The sequence below is a fragment of the Flavobacterium chungangense LMG 26729 genome, assembly GCF_000735715.2.
GTDB classification, from domain to species: Bacteria; Bacteroidota; Bacteroidia; order Flavobacteriales; family Flavobacteriaceae; genus Flavobacterium; species Flavobacterium chungangense.
Genome location: NZ_JASY01000002.1, coordinates 686738 through 707749, shown reverse-complemented (window position 1 = coordinate 707749; position 21012 = coordinate 686738). Strand labels below are relative to the sequence as shown.

The following is a 21012-nucleotide window of genomic DNA, read 5'->3' as shown; positions in this document are numbered from 1 at the left end:
TTAAACCTATCCCATTGAAAAAATTACTTTTTATTTTATTATTGACAACTTCATTTGTTCAGGCTCAAAACAAAAGCTTATTTTGGGAAATATCCGGCAACGGATTAAGCAAAAACTCTTACTTATATGGCACAATGCATGTTAATGATAAAGTTTCTTTTCATTTGTCTGACTCTTTTTTCAAAAATCTTTTAGGTTCTGATATTGTCGCTAATGAGAGCAATCCCGAGACTTGGACTGACCTGAATGCCCTGATGAAAAACGATAATAATTATAATCTGTATACCAAATTTTATACAGAATTCTATTTATTGCCAACAACAAAAGAGGATATAAAAACCATTTTTAATAATGATAATGCTCGCTTTTTCAGGAGCATGCTGTCTGGTGTAGAAGGAGAACAAGCCGATTTTCAAGAAAATACAGTCTTAGATATGTTTATATTTCAAACCGGTAAAAAATACAAAAAAAGAATTGTGGGTCTGGAAAATGCGAAAGAATCCATACTCTCTATTCTTCAGATAGCTGATGAAGATGCAAAACCAAAAGAAGAGAATAAAGTCGCCTTAACAAAAATTCTAAAAAACAGAAACCCGACAGAAGTTCTTAAGGAGTACTACAGAGAAAAAGATATTGTGATGCTGGATTCTATCTATAAATTGATGTTTTCAAAAAAAGCCCACGATGCGCTTATTGTAAACCGCAATAAAATCATGACCAACAGTATCGATTCTATTGCCAAAACAGGAAGTTTATTTTCTGCTGTAGGAGCAGCGCATCTGGCAGGAAATGATGGTATAATTGAGCTTTTAAGACTCAAAGGGTATACGGTAAAACCCATAATAGACATTTTTACGGATAATGGGAAAAATCAGAAAAAGACAATTGAAGCCTATTTTCCAAACCCTAATTTTGTTTCTTCGAATACAAGGGACAAAATGGTGCAAATGCCTTTATACAAAACTACAATAGAAGAAAATGAAATTTTAGAATCTCCGGATTTTACTAATGGCGGCGCTATAACAATTAAAAGAATTCCATTAAATTATTTCCTGAAAAGTGATGCTATTCGATACAACGCTAAGTCATTGGACAGTTTGTTTTTCGAAAAAATAGCCGGAGATATCATTGAGAAAAAATATTTTGAACAAACGAATTATTCAGGATATGATATAAAAAACATTACTAAAACGGGCAATAGTCAGCATTCCAAATTTTACATAACCCCATTAGAAATTATTTCCGTTTCTATGACCGGTCCTGCAAATTATGTTCGCCAATATGAAAATGAAGTTTTTGATAATATAAAGATAAAACCTTTTAAAAATGAATGGGAGAAGATAAAAGCGGTAAAAGGCGGATTTGAAATAGAAGTTCCTTTTTTTAATTCTGTTTTTGGAAATAGTGTCGAAAAAGGAACCAATATTGATATTCAGGGATATGATAATCAGGAAAAAGGGTATTATTTTTTAAAGGAAAAGACTTTAAACGACACTCATATATTAGAAAATTCCGAGTACGAACAAAAACAGATCCATTACCAGTTTTATTTACAGCATAATCAGGATTCTACGAACACTCATTATAATAAAATCGACAACTCTTTTGTTTCTTCGGCTAAAATTGGAGAAAGAAATCTAAAATTAAAAACATTAGTTACGGGAAATAAATATTATTTACTGGGAACGGTAAATGCATCAGAGACAAATACAAACCGATTCTTTAATTCGTTTTTGATCAAACCTTTTGATTATAAATCAAAAACAAAAATATTAATCGATTCCACCGCAAATTATACAATAGAAATTCCTGAAAAAGAAAATGAAAATTTATTTTTAAAGCTGAAGGCAAATAAATATGAAGCAAAAAATGCTTTTAGAGAAGTGAATCAATTTCAGGTTTTCAACTCCGAAACCGGTAAAAAAATAAATCTTCAATATTACAAATACCACAAATATGAACGTAACTTACCTATTGATTCTATCCAAAATAAACTTAAAAAAGGTTTCTTAAAACAATTTGAAAGTAACTATGACGAAGATTATTATGATGATAATGATGAAGCATATACAAATACAAATTCATTATTAAAAACTGAATTATATGAAAAGAAAGGGTTTTCAAAATCACTTTGGGATAAAATACTGTCTGACAAAAAAGATAAGTATGAATTCATAAGTGAAAACACCACTTTTAACAAAGACGAAAACACTTATATTATCAATGCTTTAGTGTCTAAACCTGATGCTGTTCAGGCTATTAAATACAAGGCTCTTTATAAAAACAATACTTATTACTTACTAAGCACGCTGGTAGAGAAAAACTATAAAAACGATGATTCATTCATAGAAAAGACTTTTAATTCCCTGGCTTTAGCAAAAAACATAAAAAATGAAGCTAATGAAGACAAGGTGAAGCTTTTTATAGAAGATGCCAAAAGCGAAAAAGATACCATTCGTTATTCTGCTCTAAAATCAATAAACAATCTGGATATTACAAAAAATGATTTTGAAAACATTACTAATTTCATAAACACTTTTAATTTTAAAGAAAATGAAGCAGATGCTATTGCTGCACTTGTAGAAAAATTAGGTGAGATAAATGATGACAGAGTAATCCCTTTTCTTGAAAATTATTATAAAAAAGAATCAACCAAAACTGATGTACAGATTAGTATTCTAAAAAGCATTGCACTTCAAAAATCAAAAGCAGGATACAAAAAAATAAATGAATTGCTAGAATATGATTTGCCTGTTTCCGATAATCAATACGAAATAACAAGTCTTTTTTATTTCTTTCAAAGTGACCTCGAAAACAGTAAGGAATTGTTTCCTGAAATTTTTCAGTATTACAGCATAAAAGAATATAATAAACCCATCATTGATTTCTGCAATTTACTATTGGAAAAGAAATTAATATCTGTCAATAAAATAAAAGCATTCAAAAAAATAATCCTCACCAACACAAAACTCGAATACAAAAGAGTTGCAAGCTGGAATCAAAAAAACAAGGTAAATGATGATGCTTTAGAATCCGAAGAGGTAATCGACTACACTGAGACTACAGAGTCATTAGCTGATTTAATAAATTATACCAGTTTAATATACAATTATGCTGACGACAATGCTGTAAAAGAAATCATTAAAAAAATAAAAAAGCTTGATATCCCGGAATTAAATATAGAATTAGCCAGATTAGGAATTATTCATAACAAATTAAGCAATTCAGAAATTGAAGCGTTTTTGAAAAATCCCAAAACACAATTTGCAACCATCAATTTGTTATTAAATCAAAATAAAAAAGACCAAATCAATTTTACAGAGGAAGAAATTTCGAAATCAGCAGTTGTAAATTTTCAAAATTTATCTAAAAACGATTCTATTTCCTTATTAGAAAAGAAAATAATTGAAAAGAACAATCACGAAATTTCATTTTATTTTTATGAAATCAAAAGAAAAAGCAATGAAACTGAATTACAAAAAAAACAATTGTATACAATAGCCTTCATAAACGAAAATAAAAAAATAAACCCATTGGCTTTTAAAGCATTCAATATGATTTTTATAAATGATGAAGATGATCTAGAAAAAAAGTATGAGATGATTATTAATGAGTTCTTAAATGTAAATCATCCGAGAGCAAGCTTTGAAAAAGAAAAAACAGCAAACGAAATAATTCTTGATGAAGGATATTAAATTAATTTCACTTAAATAAGTAACTTTGATAATCTGAATCTATATAATAAGTTTATGTTTAAAACCAAAAAAGAGATCGTTTTTGTAATTCTGGCAGGAATTTTTATAACTAATGCTGTTGTGGCAGAACTTATTGGAGGAAAATTAATTCAGATTGGACCATTCGTAATGAGCATCGGGATTTTACCCTGGCCAATTGTTTTTCTAACCACAGATCTAATTAATGAATATTTTGGTGAAAAAGGCGTTAAAAAACTTTCCTTGATAACAGCGTGCCTGATTGCTTATGCCTTTTTGATATTGTTTATGGCCATAGAAATTCCTGCAGCAAAAGGAATAAGTCCGGTAAATGATGAACAATTTCAAGCAGTTTTTGGGCAAAGCATGTGGATTATTGTCGGTAGTTTAATAGCCTTTATGGTATCTCAATTAATAGACGTTTGGATATTTTGGTTTTTTAAAAGAAAAACCGGAGAAAAAAAAATATGGCTCAGAGCAACAGGTTCAACTGTAATTTCTCAATTATTTGATTCGTTTATTGTTCTTGGAATCGCATTCTGGCTACCTGGAAAAATTGATTTTGAAACTTTCATTACATCAGGATTAACCGGTTATGTATTTAAACTTTCGGTTGCCATTTTACTAACGCCTTTAATTTACGCAGGACATCATTGGATTAAAAAGTATTTAGAAAAAGATAATCTGCATAAAGACATTCAGGATAAATAATGAACACTCAAGATCTTATTCGATGTGGCTGGTGCACTTCCAGCGATTTATATAAAAAATACCATGATGAAGAATGGGGCGTTCCTGTCTACGACGATCCTACTCTATTCGAATTTTTAATTCTTGAAACTTTTCAGGCTGGATTAAGCTGGATAACCATTTTAAACAAAAGAGAAAATTTCAGAATCGCTTTTGACCATTTTGACTATAAAAAAATTGCCGGTTATTCTGAAGAGAAAATCGAAGAATTACTGCAGAATACCGGAATCATACGAAATAAACTAAAAATAAAAGCGGCCGTTTCAAACGCGCAGGCTTTTATAAAAGTTCAGGAAGAATTTGGAAGTTTTTCAGATTATATCTGGAAATTCACCGATGGAAAACCAATCATAAACCATCCAAAAACCTCAAAAGATGTTCCCGCTACTACTCCGCTTTCTGACGAAATCAGTAAAGATTTAAAAAAAAGAGGATTTAAATTTGCAGGTTCAACAGTAGTTTATGCACACATGCAAGCCACCGGAATGGTCAATGATCACGCCGAAAATTGCTGGACAAGAACAAAATAAAACATCAAAATTTTCAGTTTGCATAAACAACATGAAACCTGAAACTTGAAACTTTTTTAAACTTTCAAACAAAAAAAACCTATATTTGCTTCACACTTTAGGGGTGTCTGCATCGCGCAGGCTGAGATTTTACCCTCTGAACCTGATCTAGTTCATACTAGCGTAGGGAAAAGTAAGATGACTTCTTCACGCATTTTTGTGCGTAATTGTAGCCATTCCTAATGTGTCACTATACACTAAATTCAAAGGAATGGAACTAAAAATCAACCAACAAATCAAACAATTCAATGCTGAATCGCTAAGCGTTCAATCATTGCTCGATCTCGAAATTCCAAACAAACAAAACGGAATCGCCGTTGCCATTAACAATACCGTTGTTCCAAAAATAAACTGGAGCCAACGTTTTGTATCCGAAACTGACGAAATCCTGATTATCTCTGCAACTCAGGGAGGATAATTGGCTGCACGAACGGGCTATCCGTTACAAGTCCGCAGTCGTCAACCACAAAAACATAGTCATAACAAAGCTTCCGCTGGTCGCTTTTTTATTCCTTGTTTTTTACGGTTTTCTCCTTTACGGGCTTTACACTTCTATCCCTGGCAGAAAACGGCTGCGAGAATTTAAATTTTCAATCAAAATAACAATAGTAATTCAAATCTTAAAAGAATGAATCAGGAAGAACAAATATCCAGAACCCCATTTCCAAATTCCAAAAAAGTGTATATAGAGGGTGAAATTCATCCCATAAAAGTTGCTATGCGCGAAATTCATTTAAGCGACACCAAACTTTCAAATGGCGGAATTGAGAAAAATCCTCCCGTAACCGTTTACGATACTTCGGGAGCTTATACTGATCCGGATATCGAAATCAACATCCGAAGAGGTTTGCCACGTTTAAGAGAACAATGGATTTTAGAACGAAATGATGTTGAAATCTTAAACGAAATAACTTCAGATTATGGGCAAACTCGCTTGAAGGATGAAAGTTTAGACCATCTCCGTTTTGAATATTTACATCAGCCAAAACGTGCTAAAAAAGGCGCAAACGTAACGCAATTGTATTACGCCAAGCAAGGAATTATCACTCCTGAAATGGAATATATTGCGATTCGGGAAAATCAACGCATCGAACTTTTAAACGAACAAACCAAAGCCATGCAATGTCAGCACAGCGGACATAGTTTTGGTGCGAATACTCCAAAAAGCAAAATTACACCCGAATTTGTTCGTAGCGAAGTTGCCTGTGGAAGAGCTATCATCCCAAATAACATCAATCATCCTGAAAGTGAACCCATGATTGTGGGCCGTAACTTTTTAGTGAAAATTAATGCCAATATTGGCAACAGTGCCGTGACTTCCAGCATCGAAGAAGAAGTTGAAAAAGCAGTCTGGGCCTGTCGTTGGGGAGCCGATACAATTATGGATCTTTCGACAGGAAAAAACATCCACGAAACCAGAGAATGGATTATTCGTAATTCTCCGGTTCCAATTGGTACGGTTCCGATTTATCAGGCTTTAGAAAAAGTAAAAGGAATTGCCGAGGATTTAACCTGGGAAATTTTCAGGGATACTTTGATTGAACAGGCAGAACAAGGAGTTTCCTATTTCACGATTCATGCCGGAGTTTTGCTTCGTTATATTCATTTAACAGCCAATCGTGTTACTGGAATTGTTTCCCGAGGCGGATCAATAATGGCAAAATGGTGCTTATTTCATCATAAAGAAAACTTTTTATACACCCATTTTGAAGAAATCTGCGAAATCATGAAACAATACGACGTGGCTTTTTCTCTTGGAGATGGTTTACGTCCGGGATCAATCGCAGATGCCAACGATGCCGCTCAATTCGCCGAATTAGAAACTTTAGGAGAACTGACAAAAATTGCCTGGAAACACGACGTTCAGGTATTTATTGAAGGTCCGGGACACGTTCCAATGCACATGATCAAAGAAAACATGGACAAACAATTAGAACATTGCCATGAGGCGCCATTTTATACTTTAGGTCCATTAACAACTGATATTGCACCTGGTTATGATCATATTACATCTGCAATCGGAGCTGCCATGATAGGCTGGTACGGTTGCGCGATGTTGTGTTATGTAACACCAAAAGAACATCTTGGTTTACCTAATAAAAAAGACGTTAAAGATGGAGTAATCACTTATAAAATTTCTGCGCACGCTGCTGATTTGGCCAAAGGTCATCCGGGAGCGCAATATCGAGACAACGCCTTGAGTAAAGCACGATTTGAATTCCGCTGGGAAGATCAGTTTAATTTGGCGTTAGATCCTGATACAGCAAGAGAATTCCACGATGAAACGCTTCCGGCTGACGGTGCAAAAGTCGCCCATTTCTGTTCGATGTGCGGACCAAAATTCTGCTCCATGAAGATATCCCAGGAAATCAGGGATGTCGCTGCTGCCGAAAAAGGGATGCAGGAGAAATCAGAAGAATTTATTGAACAAGGGAAAGAGATTTACATATAATGTGAGATGATATTTGTAAAATGTGAAAGGCATTGATTGATTTTCACATTTTACATCTCACAGAAAAAATTTTACGAAATATGATTGTAATTACAAATCCTTCTGCAATTGCAAATGAAATCGGCATTATTGATTCTTTATTTGAAGAAGGATTGTATTTGCTTCATATTCGGAAACCGGATTTTTCAGAAGTAGAAACAGCAAAATTCATTCATCAGATAAAACATCAATATCGGGAAAATCTGGTTTTGCATCATCATCATCAAATTGCAGCTGACTTTGGAATCAACAGAATTCATTTTTCAGAAACAGAAAGAAAAAAAATGATCAATTTTACTGAGCTATCTGATTTCGTCTTGTCAACTTCAACGCATTCAATTGAAGATTTCAATGCTTTGAAAAATATTTTTGAATATGCTTTTTTGAGCCCTGTATTTCCTAGTATTTCAAAGAAAAATTACAGTTCACAAACCAATCTTTTTGAAGCAATAAAACAGAGAGAAAATTTTAATACCAAAATAGTTGCTTTAGGCGGAATTTATTCAGGTAATATTGAGCAGCCTCTTCAAAATGGTTTTGATAATGTTGCTCTTTTAGGTACCATCTGGAATAGTCCTAATCCAATCAAAAATTTTAAACTATGTCAAAAAATCGTCCTTTCGCTCTCAGCATAGCAGGTTTAGATCCTTCGGGAGGAGCCGGAATTTTAGCCGATACTAAAACTTTTGAACAGCATCAGGTACAGGGATTAGCTATAAGTACAGCAAATACAATTCAAACCGATTGTAAATTCTACGAAATAGAATGGACATCGCTTGACTTTGTGTTGCGTTCCATAAAAAAGCTATTCAAAAACTACCCTATAAAATCGGTTAAGATTGGAATTGTTCCTTCTTTTTTTTATTTAAATGAAGTGGTTTCCTTAATTAAAAAATTAAATCCAAAAACTATTATTGTGTGGGATACCGTATTGAAATCCTCAACGGCATTTGAATTTTTAACGATTGAAAACCAAACAGATTTACAAAAAACATTATCCAAAATTGATTTGATAACGCCCAATTATGAGGAAATACTACGACTTTATCCCAATTTTATTTCTGAAAAACTTTGGGTTAAAAGTGAACTTCCAACCGCTATATTATTGAAAGGAGGTCATAACCATACAGCTTTGGGTACTGATTATTTATTTCTAAAAAGTAATCTGATAGAGCTCTTGCCCACTAAAATTAATTTCCGCCCAAAACATGGATCAGGCTGTGTTTTATCTTCAGCAATTACTGCAAATTTAGCTTTGGGATATGACTTAAAAACTGCTTGTTTAGAAGCTAAAGTATATATCGAAAAATATTTAAACTCTACATCAACTCTAATTGGCCATCATTATGTTTAACAAATTACAATATATCTCACAAGGCGAAACGGTCGAAAAGCAATTATACAACATTCATCAGGCTTTGGATGCAGGCTGTGACTGGATACAGATGCGATTCAAAAATCAAACTTCTGAAAAACGATTTGTTTTAGCTGAAGCAGTAAAAATTTTGTGCGAAGAATACCTGGTAAATTTCATTGTTAATGATGATGTTTTACTCGCCCAGAAAATTGGAGCAGATGGTGTGCATTTAGGTTTAACAGATATGAGTATTCCAGGAGCAAGAGCTATTTTAGGAAACAGAAAAATTATTGGTGCAACCGCAAATACTTTTGAAGATGTCCTCATTCACTCTAAAAACGGCTGTGATTATATTGGCTTAGGACCTTTTCAATTTACAGAAACCAAAGAAAAATTAAGCCCAATTTTAGGTATTGAAGGGTATGTTTCTATACTGAATAAAATGAAATCAGAAAATATTACACCCCCTGTTTATGCCATTGGCGGAATCACTTTAGAAAACATAGAAAGCCTAATGAAAACTGGTATTCATGGTATTGCCGTTTCCGGAATGATTACAAAAAGCCTTCAAAAAGAAAAACTGGTTCAACAACTTAACGACAAATTATATGCAAACGTCATTATTTAAAATTGGAGATAAAATCCTTACTTCCCGTTTATTTTTAGGAACAGGGAAATTCGGTTCTAACCTGCAAATGGAAGAAGCCATTTTAGCTTCAGAAAGCGAATTGGTAACGGTAGCCTTAAAACGCATCGATCTCGAAACCGATACTGATGCAATTCTATCACATTTACAACATCCTAATATTAATTTACTACCCAATACATCAGGTGCCAGAAATGCAAAAGAAGCTGTTTTTGCTTCACAATTAGCACGTGAAGCACTCCAAACCAACTGGGTAAAACTTGAAATTCATCCGGATCCAAAATATTTGATGCCGGATCCAATTGAAACTTTAAAAGCTACTGAAGAACTTGCTAAACTTGGTTTTTTTGTTTTGCCGTATATTCATGCTGACCCGGTTTTATGCAAACATCTGGAAAATGCAGGAACTACAGCAGTTATGCCTTTAGGTTCACCAATTGGAAGCAACAAAGGTTTAAAAACAATTGATTTTTTAGAAATTATTATCGACCAAAGTAATGTTCCTGTAATTGTAGATGCCGGAATTGGAGCTCCGTCTGATGCTGCAAAAGCTATGGAAATTGGCGCCGATGCTGTTTTGGTAAATACTGCAATAGCTGTCGCCGGAAATCCGAAACTAATGGCAGAAGCTTTTAAAGAAGCTGTAATTGCTGGCCGCAAAGCCTTCGAAGCCAAAATTGCAAATCAGCAAAATTATGCAGTTGCTTCCAGTCCTTTGACTTCTTTTTTATATGAATAAAATTATTTCACGCAGATTTTGGCAGATTTAAGCAGATCTAAAAAAGATTTTATTTTCTTAAACTGCTTAAGGTAAAAGAAAGAAAATTCTTTATTTTTAAATAATTAAAAATTAGAGAATGATGACAGAAAACGAAATATCATATAAAATAAGAGGGGCTATATTTAAAGTTTATAACAAACTAGGTCCAGGATTATTTGAATCTGTTTATGAAAGTGCTTTATATTATGAATTAACAAAACTTGATTTAAAAGTTGAAAGGCAAATAGCAATTACAATTCCTTATGAAGAACTAATATTAGATGTCGCTTTTAAGATTGATTTATTAGTCGAAGATAAGGTAATTATTGAATTAAAATCTATAGAGGATTTAGCTCCTATTCATTATAAGCAAATTGCAACTTATTTAAGACTCACTAACAAAAAAATAGGTTTACTGGTAAATTTTAATACTCTAAACATTTTGGATGACATTAAAAGAATTGCCAGTAAATATAAAAATGAAGCGTAATTTTAAGTAGATTAAATTAGAAAAATCATTTTTTATCTGCTTAAATCTGTCAAAATCTGCGTGAAACAAAACAATACAATGCAAACATTCAAATCCATTTTTGAACAATACGATTGGGATTCCATTCAATCAAAAATATACCAAACTACATCAAAAGATGTTGAATATTCTTTGTCCAAAACTAAACGAAATCTTAATGATTTTCTGGTTTTGATTTCACCGGCAGCCCTGCCTTATTTAGAGCAGATGGCACAGCAATGCCATGAAATTACCAAAAAACGTTTTGGCAAAACCATTCAGATGTATGCGCCGCTTTATTTAAGCAATGAATGTCAAAACATCTGTACCTATTGCGGTTTTAGTCTGGATAATAAAATCAAGCGAAAAACGCTTTTGGACTCTGAAATAAAAATCGAAATTGAGGCCTTAAAAAAACTTGGTTTTGATCATGTCTTATTGGTTACAGGCGAAGCAAATTATACCGTAAATATTAATTATTTTCTGAATGCAATTGATTTAATAAGGGAACTATTTTCTATTATTTCTGTAGAAGTTCAGCCACTTTCTACCGAAGAGTATCAGCGTTTGCATGAAGCAGGGGTTTATTCTGTTTTGGTTTATCAGGAAACGTATCATAAGGAAGTGTACAAAAAATATCATACAAAAGGTAAAAAATCCAATTTTGATTTCAGACTTGAAACTCCTGACCGAATTGGAACTGCCGGAATTCATAAAATTGGTTTGGGGGTTTTATTAGGTTTGGAAGATTGGCGTACAGATAGCTTTTTTAATGCATTACATCTTGATTATCTTCAAAAGAAATATTGGCAGACAAAGTATTCAGTTTCATTTCCGAGACTTCGTCCTGCTGAAGGCATTATCGAACCCAATTTTATTATGGATGACAAAGATCTGACACAGGTAATCTGCGCTTATCGTTTATGGAATGAAGATCTTGAAATTTCTATTTCGACTCGTGAAAACGAAAAATTTAGAAACAATATTATTCCGATTGGAGTAACGAGTATGAGCGCAGGCTCTAAAACCAATCCAGGCGGTTATGTCGTTGATCAACAATCACTGGAACAATTTGAAATTAGCGACGAACGTTCAGCAAGAGAAATTGCTGAAATCATTACTAAAAAAGGTTATGAACCCGTTTGGAAGGATTGGGATAAAAATTTTAGTCCGAAAGTCGAAAGTCATAACGTCTAAAAGCATCTAATCGACTCTTTTCAGTTATTTTATTTTCACATCTTTTTATCCCAAATTTAACTTTCAACTTTAGACTTTCAAACTTTAAGACTTACAAATAATGAGTATCATACAAGAATTTTTACGTTATAACCGACAAACGATTCTTCCTGAAATTGGCGATGAAGGTCAGGAAAAACTCAAAAAGGCACGGGTTTTAGTAATTGGTGCAGGCGGTTTAGGCTGTCCAATCCTACAATATATAGCAACGGCCGGAGTAGGCTTTGTTGGAATAATGGATTTTGATATTATCGAAATTCACAATTTACATCGACAAATTTTATATACTGAGAACGAAATTGGCCAGGAAAAAGCTATTGTAGCCAAAAATGTTATTTCGAAACTGAATCCTTTAATAATAGCTGAAGCAATTTGTAAAAAATTAACCCCTGAAAATGCATCAAAAATTATCCAGCAATATGATGTTGTCGTTGATGGCTCTGATAATTTTACGACTCGTTATTTGGTAAACGATACTTGTGTTGAACTTCAAAAACCTTTAATTTATGGTAGTATTTTAAAATTCGAAGGACAGGTTGCTGTTTTTAATCATAACGGAAGCAAAAACCTACGTGATTTATTTCCTGAAATGCCAAATCTAAAAGATGTTCCCAATTGCAACCTCAACGGAGTTTTAGGAACTTTACCCGGAATTATTGGTACGATGATGGCACACGAAACACTAAAATTAATTTTGGAATTACCAACCTTAAAAAATGAACTGGTACTTTTTAATACTTTGAATTATAGCTTTACAAAATTGAATTTTTAGTAAACAACTTCATCGCCAACCTGAATTATTCCGGGATTCAAACCAACGATATTGATCCCGAATAAAACAGAATTATTAACATTTCTATATTTACTCAAAGTTTTTAGAGGTTCTTTTTTTACAACACCATTATGCGGATCATTGTTAACCATAATACATCTTCCGCAGGGTTTTACATTTTTAAACTGAATTTTTCCAATTTTAAACTGCTCAAAATTATCTTCCTCGTGAGGGGTTTGAGTATTAATAACAATATTAGGACGAAATCTTTTTACAGTTATTTTTTCTTCTAATTTATTATTCAAAAAATCCAAACTTTTTGTTCCGATTAGTAAATATGGATACGCATCAGCAAAACTCACATTATATGTTTCTTTTGACCTTGAACTTTCATGTTTGCGATCTCCTGCTTTAATGATTTTTACCAATTTGCATCCAAATCCTAAATGCTCGCTAAACCATTTTGAAGTCGTCTTATTTACTTCGAAAACAAAACTTTTATCATCCCATACTTTGGTATAAATCTGATCTTGTAAGTGTTCACTGATTGAAAATTCATGTTCATGACCCTGAAAAGTAATCGTGATTTTCCCGTTTGAGATTTGAGGATAAAACTGGCTCAAAACAGGATATTCTCTTTGAGTTATAAGTTGATTATCTGTGTCAATGAGCATCCATCGGCGGTCATTTTCAAAACCCATTTCTTCAGCAAAAGCTTGCTGACAGCTAATTCCGGCAAGGCTTTTTATCGGATAAATATAAATTTCTTTTACAATGTAAGCAGCACTCATTTATTTACTTTTTAAAATAGACATAAAATCGTCACGATCAATTTCGCGACATCCTAAACTCTCTAAATGGGGATTATAAACCTGACAGTCTAACAGTTTATAATTCTCTTCTTTTAAATAATTTACCAAAACTATAAAAGCCACTTTTGAAGCATTAGATACTTTAGAAAACATACTTTCACCACAAAAAACATGTCCCAAATCAATTCCGTATAAACCGCCAACCAAAATCTCATCCTGCCAAACCTCTACCGATTTTGCAATTCCTTCTTTGTTTAATTTGCAATAGGCATCGATCATTTCGTTTGAAATCCAGGTTCCGGTTTGTCCATCACGTTTTATCTTTTGGCAATTTGAAATAACATCTGCAAAGTTCTGATTAAAAGTGACTTTAAACTGATTTCGCTTCAAAATAGTACGCATACTTTTTGAAACAACCAATTCATCTAAAAACAAAACCATTCTTGGATCAGGAGACCACCACAGAATGGGTTCACCTTCATTGAACCATGGAAAAATTCCGCTTTTGTAAGCTAACTGCAATCTTTCTGAATTTAAATCTCCGCCAATTGCCAGAATACCATCTTCATCAGCTTCAGAAACCGGTGGGAAAAATAAATCTTTATCTACGTAATACATTTTTTAAATTTCAAAACATTAATGAAATTCCAATAAAGAAATTCCAAATTCCAAACTTTTGCGGTCTTGTTATAAATGGCAATATTTTACGGCCAAACCTTTATATAAAAAATTCCAAATCCCACATCATCAGAATGTTTGGAATTTGGAATTTTTAAATTTTGTAATTTAAACTCTTAGAAAGGTAAATCGTCCGGTTCGTCTTCGTTTAAATTAGTTGCCGGAGCAAAAGCTTCTGCTGCAGGCATTGGTGGTGTTTGCCCTGGACCTTCAGGGGCTAATCTTTCGATTCTCCATCCTTGAATACTATTGAAATATCTGGTTTCTCCTTGTGGATTAACCCATTCTCTTCCTCTTAAATTGATAGAAACTTTTACCGCTTCACCTTGTTTGTAGCTGCTTAATAAATCGCATTTATCTTGTGTAAATTCGACTAAAATATGCTGTGGATACTGCTCATCTGTAGTCACGACCAATTCTCTTTTTTTGAATGACGCACTAACCTGCTGTTCCGGATTAACTACTTTTACTTTTCCAATAACTTCCATCTTCTTCTATATTAATTTATTATTTCGTTTCTTATTTCTTTGCTAAAAGCACTTTCCAAGCCGATGAAACATCGTCATTATTCAGGTATTTTTTGGCTTCTAAATGTATTTTTTCCTGATCATCGGAGCTTAAAACTCCCTTAACAGAAAAATTTTCTTTCACAAATATACTAACTTCTTCTGTTGTAGGCAAGGCTTCTATGTTGCCTAATTTTCCGAGATCATTTCCGTCAAAAACAGGACTTTCCCTGATAAAATTTGGAATTACATCCACACCAACACCTAATGTTGTCAATGGTTTTTGTACTTCAAAAAGTCCCTGATTCGATCTTGAATACCAATTATTTCCTAATCTTGAAACCAAATCTATTTTATGCTGATCAATGACTCCGTTTTCATCTAAAACAGATTCGTGAATATGAATTTTTACCACTTCACAAAGAATCAGGTTTCCTGCTCCGCCTTCTGATCCCAGCGGAATAATCTGCGTGACTTTGCATTCAAACTGAACCGGAGATTCCTTTACGCGATAAGGTTTTACCAAATCTGAAGGAATTTGTGTTAATCCTGCTTTTATAAATTCGTTTACTCCCTCGCCATATTCTGTACTGGCTAATGATGTTTGCTGAACCAAATCATAATTGACCACATTAATTACGATTTCACCAGTAGCTTCGGCATTGATCAAGGTGTGTTTAATTGTATTATCACGTACACGTCTTGAGGGCGAAAAAACCAAAATTGGCGGGTTGGCACTAAACACATTAAAAAAACTAAAAGGCGATAAATTCGGAATTCCTTTTGCGCTAATTGTACTGGCAAAAGCAATTGGTCTCGGGCCAATAGCACTTTGCAGGTAGCCTTGCAATTTTGCTGTTGGTATCTCTTTTGGATTAATGCTAATCATATTCTTTGTTTTTTAACTGAATCCCCTTTCAGCAAATACAAAAGTATAGAAATCGTTTATGCCAAAGAAATAGTTTTAGGCTTAAAAACAAAAATCTTTAAACATTCACAAAATATTAAATGTGTTTATTTCGTTATATTTATAGCTCAAAAATTACCCTATGCATTTTTCTGAAAGCAGAAATACGACCCGTTGGATTATTATTTTTATTTCCTTTTCAATCATTTCACTGATACTTTGGAATACCTATACCTTTTTTCAAATATTCAAAAACGAAGAGCGATTAAAAATGAATATTTTGGCCAATGCGCAAAAAACCATTATCAACGCCGATGAATATGCTGACCTTGATTTGCCTCTGGAAATCACAAACAGTAATTCTTCAGTTCCGGTAATGTTGGTGATGTATGATAAAGTGATAAATTCCAAGAATGTTCCTGATGAAATCCTAAATGACAAAGAAAAATTTAAGTCCTATTTAAATAAATTAAAAAATGAAAATGAGCCTATTATTTTTGAATACGCTCCGGGAAAACACCAAGAATTGTATTACGGAAATTCGGCATTACTCAATAAACTTAAATATTATCCTATTGCCCTATTATTGATCATCTTTTTGTTTGCGGCTTTGATTTATAATTTTTACAAAAGTACCAAAATGGCTACCCAAAACAAACTCTGGGCGGGAATGGCAAAAGAAACGGCACATCAAATTGGCACGCCTTTATCGTCTCTAATTGGATGGGTAGAGATATTAAAAACAGAAGAGATTGATCAAACCATTACATCCGAAATAGAAAAAGATGTAGAAAGATTACAAACTATTACAGATCGTTTTTCTAAAATTGGTTCTGTCCCAGTCTTGGAAAATCTGGATGTTGTTTCAGAAACTTTAAACACTTTTGAGTATTTACAATCTCGTTTTTCTAAGCAGGTTGCGTTTTCGTATCAAACTCCTGAAAAACCTATTTTTGCGCTGATAAATCCAATACTTCATAGCTGGACTATTGAGAATCTGATAAAAAATGCTATCGACGCTATGAAAGGAAAAGGAACTTTAGATCTCCAAATTGAACAGGATAATCATCATGTAAAAATAAACATAAAGGATTCCGGAACCGGCATCTCTAAAAACCAATTTAAAACTATTTTTGAACCTGGTTTTACGACCAAAAAACGTGGCTGGGGGCTTGGGCTTTCTTTAACTAAAAGAATTGTCGAAGAATATCATAGCGGAAAAATCAAGGTATTGAATTCTGAAATTGGTAAAGGAACTACATTTCAGATTTCACTAAATAAAAAAGTGCAGTAACTATGAACTACTGCACTTCTTTAATTTTTATTTCTTTTTGATTACAAATTTGCCTGAATACTTTTTGCCAAAGCTTCAAATTCATCTTTAGAAAGTGAAACTTTATTCAGAAAGCGCATTTCGTCCATTTCATTTAGCGGAATAAGATGTACGTGCGCATGAGGAACTTCTAAACCAACAACTGCAATACCCACTCTTTTGCAGGGAACTGTTTTTTCTAAAGCAATTGCAATCTTCTTAGAAAATTTCATTAGGCCCAGATACAATTCATCCTCTATGTCAAAAATCTTATCTATTTCTTGTTTTGGTATACAAAGAGTGTGTCCTTTTGCATTTGGATTTACATCTAAAAATGCAAGAAAATTATCGTCTTCGGCAATTTTGTAGGCCGGAATTTCTCCGTTGACTATTTTTGTGAATATTGAACTCATTGTTTTAGGTTTAATCTCTGGAAATTTCAAGGATTTCAAATTTCAAAACACCATTTGGTACTGTAATTTCAGCTACTTCTCCAACAGATTTCCCAAGTAAACCTTTTCCGATAGGAGATGTCACTGAGATTTTGCCGGTTTTTAAATCGGCTTCACTTTCTGCAACAAGCGTATATTTCATTTCCATTCCGTTGCTTTGATTTTTGATTTTTACATTCGATAAAACCAATGCTTTCGAAACATCTAATTGTGATTCATCAATTAATCGGGCATTAGAATACACTTCTTCGAGTTTAGAAATTCTCATTTCCAACAAACCTTGTGCTTCTTTTGCTGCATCATATTCGGCATTTTCAGATAAATCTCCCTTATCTCTTGCTTCAGCTATATCCTGAGATGCTTTTGGACGCATCACACTTTTTAAGTGTTCCAACTCCTCTTTTAATTTTTTTAACCCTTCTGCTGTATAATAAGATACTTTACTCATAACTTCATCGTTTATATAAATACAAAAAATCCCATCGGGACGGGATTTTCTTATTACAAATATACTATTATTTTTTACAGTACATAATTATATGTTAATGATATAGAATTCAAAAGCAAATAAATTATTTTTGTCTGACTAATTCCCTTTAAAACAATGAAAAAACTCTCGCTTTTTATACTATTTGTTTCTGTACTTTTTTCGTGTAGTGATAATGATATAAATAATAAAAATCCTTATATCCCAAAATATCCTGTGAATTTTACAATAGATATGAATTTACCATCATACTCTAATCTTAAATACCCCAGTAACGGCGTTATTATTTCAAGTTATGGTGCAAAAGGTGTTATTATTTTTAATACAGGAAGCGGTTACAATGCTTTTGATGCAGCGTGTCCTAATCAGGCTTTAACTTCTTGTAATGCTATGACTATTAAAGGCATTAATGCAGTTTGTTCCTGTGATGATTCAGAATACAGCTTGTTTACAGGTTTAGGCGGAAAAGAATATCCTTTGATACAATATCGTGTTGAAGTAAGCGGAACTATAATTCATGTTTATAACTAAAATATAAAAGCCTGAAAGTTTTAAATTTTCAGGCTTTTATATTTTAGTTATTAAAATTTCAATGTCAATCCGACTAAGAAGTTAGTTCCTGCCTGCGGATAATAACCTACACCCTCCATAGTCTTAACTGCCGGAGGATTAGAGTAATCATCATCGAAGGTGTAGAAAAACCCATTGCTTTCGTACTTTAAATTAAAGATATTATTAACTAAAGCCGATATCATTATTGATTTGAAAACTTTATTTGTTTTGAATTCAAACGATGCATTAAAATCATTTACAAAATAACTGTCCAGTTTTGAAAGTTCTGAATCTATATTTCCCATAAATTGTTCACCCACAAATTTAGATAATAACGATAATTGCAAGCTTTTAACTGGCATAAAAGTCAAACGATTCCCGGCAATTATATTAGGAGAAAAAGCGATATTGGTTTCTCCCAAATTTTGCAAAACACCATCTCTTGTAAAATAAAAGTCTTTATTTTTGTTTTGACTTAAAGTAACATTAGGCTGCAAAAACCATTTTTCTGAAAGCTTTAGTGTTGCATCAATCTCAATTCCGGCTCTGTAACTGTCACCACTATTGGCACGAAGAGGAGAACCGACATCGTTTAATTCTCCCGTTAAAACCAACTGGTCTTTGTATCCCATATAATAGAAATTGGTATTGAGTTGAAAGTAGTCTGAATTGAATCTCCAACCTAACTCAAAATCATTTAATTTTTCCGGTCTTACATTTCCGCCTTCATAATCAGTTCTGTTGGGTTCCCGATTGGCTTTGGCATAGGAAAAATAAAGTGTGTTTTTTTGATTGATTTCAAAATTCAAACCTGCTTTTGGATTAAGGAAACTAAAACTGTCATCTACCAGTCCGGTTTCCATGCTATTGGCTTTGTACTGAACTGTTCTGTACTGCAAATCACCGTATAAACTCAACTTTTTAAACAATTGATAATTGACTTTTAAAAAAATATTACCATCAACTTTTGTCGAAAAATCATTGTAATAATGGTCTCCCAGCTCAGATTGCGATGCATATCTTGCCCATATTACTTTTCCGAAATGGCTTCCTTCATATTTATTCCAGCCTTCTCCCAAAATAACATCCAGTTTTTCATCTTTATACTTTAATGAAAATGTTGTACCGTAAAAATCATTGTCCAGCCATTTTTGGCGAATCAAATCGGTAGTTGTTACGGTTCCAACTGGCGTTAGACCATAATCACCCATACCGGCATCTTCTTTATAATTTTCATAATAGCCCTTTCCTTTGGTATAATGAAAAGCTAAATTGGTACTCCATTTATCCGTAAATGATTCGTTCCAGTGCAATTGATAATGGTCCTGATTATAATTGTCGGTTTCATTATCATAAAAACGGTTTTTACCTTTCTCATCTGTAAACATACCCGCTGAGTTAAACCTACGGTTTTCCTTTAAAGTTACGGCATCAATTCCGTTCCAGGATTGATATGTCTTTTCAGTTCCGCCAAAAACTAATGCTTTAATTAAAGTTGTTTTACCAACATAGGTTCCCTGTAAGAAATACGATTTTAAATCAGAACTCGCTCTGTCAACGTATCCATCAGATTTAATAGTTGATAAGCGTCCGGCCAATTCAAAGTGATCGTTTAGCAAACCTGTACTGAATTTCACAGTATTTTTATTTGAATTAAAACTTCCATAAGAACTTGAGATTTCGCCATTTGCTTTTGTAGCATAATTATCTGTCAGCATATTCAAACTGGCGCCAAAAGCGCCTGAACCATTTGTTGATGTTCCAACACCACGCTGCAATTGCAAACTTTCTACTGATGAAGCAAAATCGGGCATGTTTACCCAAAATGTTCCCTGACTTTCGGCATCGTTATATGGAATTCCGTTTATGGTAATATTCACTCTTGTAGCATCGCTTCCACGCACACGAATTCCTGTGTACCCCATTCCGTTTCCGGCATCAGAAGTCGTTACTACTGATGGCAGATAGTTCATCAAAATTGGAATATCCTGACCCAGATTTCTGGTTTTAATGTCTTTTTTGTCAAGATTGCTAAAACTCACCGGCGTTTTTGTAGTGACACGAACTGCCGAAACCAATACATTATCCAATTGATTAACTTTGGTTGAATCCTGCTCTTGTGCGATAGAAAAAAGAGAATAGAAAATAGAAAATAGAAAATAGAAAATAGACTTGTAATTTGCCAATTTTTGGCTTTTAAAAACTTTGCAGCTTTGAGACTTTGCAGCTTTGAGACTTAAATAGTTTTTCATCCGTAAATAATTACGAATAAAAGGGGGAATTATTCTTTTGGTTAAATTAATAAATGTGTTCCCGACAAAATATAATGCAAACTAAAATTGTCGTTTTTCCCTTAGCAACATTACTTGCTCAGGTTCTTTGGGTATGATCTCAGCTCGTTATTTAGAGCACCCCTTTGAGACGGTGCAAATGTAATGTTAAAATATTTAAAACTCCAAAAAAGAAATTCCAAATTCCAAAACGATCGAGAAAGAATGTTTTTG

21 protein-coding genes and 1 riboswitch are annotated in these 21012 nt (G+C 33.3%); of the genes, 14 read left to right on the top strand and 7 right to left on the bottom strand.

Annotated elements, in window-relative coordinates:
• Positions 1 to 14 precede the first annotated feature (14 nt).
• From JE46_RS06235 to JE46_RS06180, 12 genes are all read left to right on the top strand, one after another.
• Positions 15 to 3695: a TraB/GumN family protein gene (locus JE46_RS06235; protein ID WP_167343420.1), complete on the top strand. Its 3681-nt coding sequence runs from the start codon at positions 15 to 17 to the stop codon at positions 3693 to 3695.
• Between the two features lie 54 nt (positions 3696 to 3749).
• Complete coding sequence (locus JE46_RS06230; RefSeq protein ID WP_031454399.1) at positions 3750 to 4424, top strand: queuosine precursor transporter; 675 nt, start codon at positions 3750 to 3752, stop codon at positions 4422 to 4424.
• A complete protein-coding gene (locus JE46_RS06225) occupies positions 4424 to 4993 on the top strand; it encodes a DNA-3-methyladenine glycosylase I (RefSeq protein ID WP_031454398.1) in 570 nt (189 codons plus the stop codon). Before JE46_RS06230 ends, JE46_RS06225 begins: the two co-directional genes overlap by 1 nt.
• An 89-nt stretch (positions 4994 to 5082) precedes the next feature.
• Positions 5083 to 5179: riboswitch (TPP riboswitch) on the top strand.
• Between the two features lie 64 nt (positions 5180 to 5243).
• The gene (gene thiS / locus JE46_RS06220) at positions 5244 to 5450 is read left to right on the top strand and encodes a sulfur carrier protein ThiS (protein ID WP_031454397.1); all 207 of its coding nucleotides are present in this window, start codon (positions 5244 to 5246) and stop codon (positions 5448 to 5450) included.
• 210 nt (positions 5451 to 5660) lie between these two features.
• A complete protein-coding gene (gene thiC, locus JE46_RS06215; RefSeq protein WP_031454396.1) occupies positions 5661 to 7484 on the top strand; it encodes a phosphomethylpyrimidine synthase ThiC in 1824 nt (607 codons plus the stop codon).
• An 80-nt stretch (positions 7485 to 7564) separates the two neighbouring features.
• The gene (locus JE46_RS06210; RefSeq protein WP_031454395.1) at positions 7565 to 8158 is read left to right on the top strand and encodes a thiamine phosphate synthase; all 594 of its coding nucleotides are present in this window, start codon (positions 7565 to 7567) and stop codon (positions 8156 to 8158) included.
• On the top strand, positions 8125 to 8877 hold the full coding sequence (locus tag JE46_RS06205) for a hydroxymethylpyrimidine/phosphomethylpyrimidine kinase (protein ID WP_031454394.1): 753 nt from the start codon (positions 8125 to 8127) through the stop codon (positions 8875 to 8877). The genes JE46_RS06210 and JE46_RS06205 overlap by 34 nt, the downstream gene beginning before the upstream one ends.
• Positions 8870 to 9508 carry a thiamine phosphate synthase gene (locus JE46_RS06200; protein ID WP_031454393.1) on the top strand — a complete coding sequence of 213 codons (639 nt, stop codon included), beginning with the start codon at positions 8870 to 8872 and terminating at the stop codon, positions 9506 to 9508. The genes JE46_RS06205 and JE46_RS06200 overlap by 8 nt, the downstream gene beginning before the upstream one ends.
• On the top strand, positions 9489 to 10265 hold the full coding sequence (locus JE46_RS06195; protein WP_031454392.1) for a thiazole synthase: 777 nt from the start codon (positions 9489 to 9491) through the stop codon (positions 10263 to 10265). The genes JE46_RS06200 and JE46_RS06195 overlap by 20 nt, the downstream gene beginning before the upstream one ends.
• A 121-nt stretch (positions 10266 to 10386) precedes the next feature.
• The gene (locus JE46_RS06190; protein WP_031454391.1) at positions 10387 to 10776 is read left to right on the top strand and encodes a GxxExxY protein; all 390 of its coding nucleotides are present in this window, start codon (positions 10387 to 10389) and stop codon (positions 10774 to 10776) included.
• Between the two features lie 78 nt (positions 10777 to 10854).
• Positions 10855 to 11991: a 2-iminoacetate synthase ThiH gene (thiH, locus tag JE46_RS06185; RefSeq protein WP_031454390.1), complete on the top strand. Its 1137-nt coding sequence runs from the start codon at positions 10855 to 10857 to the stop codon at positions 11989 to 11991.
• A 100-nt stretch (positions 11992 to 12091) separates the two neighbouring features.
• Positions 12092 to 12802 carry a HesA/MoeB/ThiF family protein gene (locus JE46_RS06180; RefSeq protein ID WP_031454389.1) on the top strand — a complete coding sequence of 237 codons (711 nt, stop codon included), beginning with the start codon at positions 12092 to 12094 and terminating at the stop codon, positions 12800 to 12802.
• Here JE46_RS06180 and JE46_RS06175 read toward each other — a convergent pair.
• The 4 genes from JE46_RS06175 to JE46_RS06160 all read right to left on the bottom strand — a co-directional run bounded on the left by JE46_RS06175 (position 12799) and on the right by JE46_RS06160 (position 15687).
• Positions 12799 to 13593 carry an MOSC domain-containing protein gene (locus tag JE46_RS06175; protein ID WP_031454388.1) on the bottom strand — a complete coding sequence of 265 codons (795 nt, stop codon included), beginning with the start codon at positions 13591 to 13593 and terminating at the stop codon, positions 12799 to 12801. The two genes, JE46_RS06180 and JE46_RS06175, sit on opposite strands and share 4 nt — an antisense overlap.
• On the bottom strand, positions 13594 to 14232 hold the full coding sequence (gene aat, locus JE46_RS06170) for a leucyl/phenylalanyl-tRNA--protein transferase (protein WP_031454387.1): 639 nt from the start codon (positions 14230 to 14232) through the stop codon (positions 13594 to 13596).
• Positions 14233 to 14408: 176 nt separating this feature from the next.
• Positions 14409 to 14780: a DUF3127 domain-containing protein gene (locus JE46_RS06165; RefSeq protein ID WP_031454386.1), complete on the bottom strand. Its 372-nt coding sequence runs from the start codon at positions 14778 to 14780 to the stop codon at positions 14409 to 14411.
• Between the two features lie 31 nt (positions 14781 to 14811).
• Positions 14812 to 15687, bottom strand: coding sequence for a flavin reductase family protein (locus JE46_RS06160; RefSeq protein WP_031454385.1), 876 nt, complete (start codon positions 15685 to 15687; stop codon positions 14812 to 14814).
• A gap of 160 nt (positions 15688 to 15847) precedes the next feature.
• Between JE46_RS06160 and JE46_RS06155 the strand changes: the two genes are divergently transcribed.
• Complete coding sequence (locus JE46_RS06155) at positions 15848 to 16999, top strand: sensor histidine kinase (RefSeq protein WP_031454384.1); 1152 nt, start codon at positions 15848 to 15850, stop codon at positions 16997 to 16999.
• 41 nt (positions 17000 to 17040) lie between these two features.
• On the opposite strand, the gene JE46_RS06150 is transcribed toward JE46_RS06155, so the two are convergent.
• On the bottom strand, positions 17041 to 17430 hold the full coding sequence (locus tag JE46_RS06150; RefSeq protein ID WP_031454383.1) for an HIT family protein: 390 nt from the start codon (positions 17428 to 17430) through the stop codon (positions 17041 to 17043).
• A gap of 10 nt (positions 17431 to 17440) precedes the next feature.
• Positions 17441 to 17917, bottom strand: coding sequence for a transcription elongation factor GreA (gene greA / locus JE46_RS06145; protein ID WP_031454382.1), 477 nt, complete (start codon positions 17915 to 17917; stop codon positions 17441 to 17443).
• Between the two features lie 156 nt (positions 17918 to 18073).
• Here greA and JE46_RS06140 point away from each other — a divergent pair, with 156 nt between their 5' ends.
• A complete protein-coding gene (locus JE46_RS06140; RefSeq protein WP_031454381.1) occupies positions 18074 to 18487 on the top strand; it encodes a Rieske (2Fe-2S) protein in 414 nt (137 codons plus the stop codon).
• A 50-nt stretch (positions 18488 to 18537) separates the two neighbouring features.
• Here the strand turns inward: JE46_RS06140 and JE46_RS06135 are convergent, their stop codons facing one another.
• A complete protein-coding gene (locus JE46_RS06135) occupies positions 18538 to 20760 on the bottom strand; it encodes a TonB-dependent receptor (protein WP_031454380.1) in 2223 nt (740 codons plus the stop codon).
• Between the last annotated feature and the right edge of the window lie 252 nt (positions 20761 to 21012).

What these genes read in the sequence shown, in the direction of transcription:
- JE46_RS06225 (WP_031454398.1), top strand. Translation starts at nt 4,424, where the DNA reads ATGAACACTCAAGATCTTATTCGATGTGGCTGGTGCACTTCCAGCGAT.
- JE46_RS06190 (WP_031454391.1), top strand. Translation starts at nt 10,387, where the DNA reads ATGACAGAAAACGAAATATCATATAAAATAAGAGGGGCTATATTTAAA.
- JE46_RS06210 (WP_031454395.1), top strand. Translation starts at nt 7,565, where the DNA reads ATGATTGTAATTACAAATCCTTCTGCAATTGCAAATGAAATCGGCATT.
- JE46_RS06200 (WP_031454393.1), top strand. Translation starts at nt 8,870, where the DNA reads ATGTTTAACAAATTACAATATATCTCACAAGGCGAAACGGTCGAAAAG.
- JE46_RS06160 (WP_031454385.1), bottom strand. Translation starts at nt 15,687, where the DNA reads ATGATTAGCATTAATCCAAAAGAGATACCAACAGCAAAATTGCAAGGC.
- JE46_RS06140 (WP_031454381.1), top strand. Translation starts at nt 18,074, where the DNA reads ATGAAAAAACTCTCGCTTTTTATACTATTTGTTTCTGTACTTTTTTCG.
- JE46_RS06165 (WP_031454386.1), bottom strand. Translation starts at nt 14,780, where the DNA reads ATGGAAGTTATTGGAAAAGTAAAAGTAGTTAATCCGGAACAGCAGGTT.
- thiH (WP_031454390.1), top strand. Translation starts at nt 10,855, where the DNA reads ATGCAAACATTCAAATCCATTTTTGAACAATACGATTGGGATTCCATT.
- JE46_RS06180 (WP_031454389.1), top strand. Translation starts at nt 12,092, where the DNA reads ATGAGTATCATACAAGAATTTTTACGTTATAACCGACAAACGATTCTT.
- greA (WP_031454382.1), bottom strand. Translation starts at nt 17,917, where the DNA reads ATGAGTAAAGTATCTTATTATACAGCAGAAGGGTTAAAAAAATTAAAA.
- JE46_RS06175 (WP_031454388.1), bottom strand. Translation starts at nt 13,593, where the DNA reads ATGAGTGCTGCTTACATTGTAAAAGAAATTTATATTTATCCGATAAAA.
- thiS (WP_031454397.1), top strand. Translation starts at nt 5,244, where the DNA reads ATGGAACTAAAAATCAACCAACAAATCAAACAATTCAATGCTGAATCG.
- JE46_RS06205 (WP_031454394.1), top strand. Translation starts at nt 8,125, where the DNA reads ATGTCAAAAAATCGTCCTTTCGCTCTCAGCATAGCAGGTTTAGATCCT.
- thiC (WP_031454396.1), top strand. Translation starts at nt 5,661, where the DNA reads ATGAATCAGGAAGAACAAATATCCAGAACCCCATTTCCAAATTCCAAA.
- JE46_RS06135 (WP_031454380.1), bottom strand. Translation starts at nt 20,760, where the DNA reads ATGAAAAACTATTTAAGTCTCAAAGCTGCAAAGTCTCAAAGCTGCAAA.
- aat (WP_031454387.1), bottom strand. Translation starts at nt 14,232, where the DNA reads ATGTATTACGTAGATAAAGATTTATTTTTCCCACCGGTTTCTGAAGCT.
- JE46_RS06150 (WP_031454383.1), bottom strand. Translation starts at nt 17,430, where the DNA reads ATGAGTTCAATATTCACAAAAATAGTCAACGGAGAAATTCCGGCCTAC.
- JE46_RS06155 (WP_031454384.1), top strand. Translation starts at nt 15,848, where the DNA reads ATGCATTTTTCTGAAAGCAGAAATACGACCCGTTGGATTATTATTTTT.
- JE46_RS06230 (WP_031454399.1), top strand. Translation starts at nt 3,750, where the DNA reads ATGTTTAAAACCAAAAAAGAGATCGTTTTTGTAATTCTGGCAGGAATT.
- JE46_RS06195 (WP_031454392.1), top strand. Translation starts at nt 9,489, where the DNA reads ATGCAAACGTCATTATTTAAAATTGGAGATAAAATCCTTACTTCCCGT.